The following is a 1,280-nucleotide window of genomic DNA, read 5'->3' on the forward strand; positions in this document are numbered from 1 at the left end:
TGTAATGCCCCCCATTGTCAAGACATGAATTTCCGAGAAATAAGTTAATCCTCCTTGTCTTGTGAGATCTTGTGATTTAAGACGCGATTTGTTCAACAGAATGCGTATAGAATTGAGCCGGCTTGGCTCCTTCTAGAGATGCATGAGGCCGTTCATGGTTGTAAAAATGGACATAACGAGCTATCCCTTTGCGCAGCGCGCGAGGGTTTTCGAATTCATTGAGAAAGATGCATTCATACTTAAGGGAGCGGAAATATCGTTCTGTCCGGCTGTTGTCTGTTGCCCGGCCCTTGCCATCCATGGAGATCTTTACTTCTGCTTTTTCAAGCAGCTCAAGATAGTCAGCGTTGGTAAAATGGGAGCCCTGGTCGCTGTTCATAATCTTAGGTTTGCAATGGCTGAATGCACGTTTGAGGCACCTCAAAACAAATCCCTTTTCGAGCGTGTTGGATAGTTCGTAATCGATGATTTTTCGGCTGTACCAATCGATAATGTTGAATAGGTACATAAATCCATTGCCCATCCGGATGTAGGTAATATCGATTCCCCAAACCTGATTCGGGCGGTCGATCGTTAAGCCTTGAAGCAGGTAAGGACGGATATACTTGGCATGCAGGCGCTTGCTCAGGTTCGGCTTTGGATAGATGGCCTCTAGACCCATAAGCTGCATAAGACGGCGTACACGCTTGCGATTCACTTCATAGCCTAGATCTCGAAGGAACCAGGTCATTCGACGGTAGCCGAAGTAAGGGTGTTTCGTGTAGATCTCATCGATCCGATGCATGATTTGCACATTGACTTCGCTCTCACAATGCTCCTTTTCAGGACGGTATACGCTGGTTCTGTTGATACTTAGAAGGGCTGCCTGACGTTTGATATTGATTTCAGCGTTGCCTCGCTCGACCATACCTTTACGAGCTTCTAGAGGCTCATTTAAGGCCAGATTTTTTTTTGAGCCAGTCGACCTCCACTGTGAGTTGGCCAACCAGCTGTTCCAGATGTTCTTGCTTACTTTCATACTCCTTTTTCATTTTGTCGACTTCACTGGCCTTCTTCTCGAACACCGTGTTGGCGCGCTCTAAAAACTCTGATTTCCATCGGCTAATCATCACGGGGCTAAGCTCATATTTAGCGGCAATTTCATTCACTGTCTGCTCCTCTCGAAGCACTTCCAGCACGACTTTTGTCTTAAACTCTGCGGTATATCGGTTCCGTTTTTCCATGGCTTCATTATAACTTATTTTTTTCCCTCCCGTGTCTCAAGGTATGGGAGCATTATA

The 1,280-nt window shown here is 46.0% G+C and carries 1 protein-coding gene; it reads right to left on the reverse strand.

What is annotated here, in order from left to right:
• Positions 1 to 76: 76 nt before the first annotated feature.
• Positions 77 to 1,223 (reverse strand): IS3 family transposase gene (locus tag ACH6EH_RS20130; RefSeq protein WP_483875090.1). Its coding sequence is split into 2 segments (ribosomal slippage): positions 77 to 953 and positions 952 to 1,223, totalling 1,149 coding nucleotides; the frame shifts between segments, so codons are not numbered across the junction.
• Positions 1,224 to 1,280 lie beyond the last annotated feature (57 nt).

The organism is Paenibacillus sp. JSM ZJ436 (genome assembly GCF_044383795.1).
Lineage (GTDB): Bacteria > Bacillota > Bacilli > Paenibacillales > Paenibacillaceae > Paenibacillus_AQ > Paenibacillus_AQ algicola.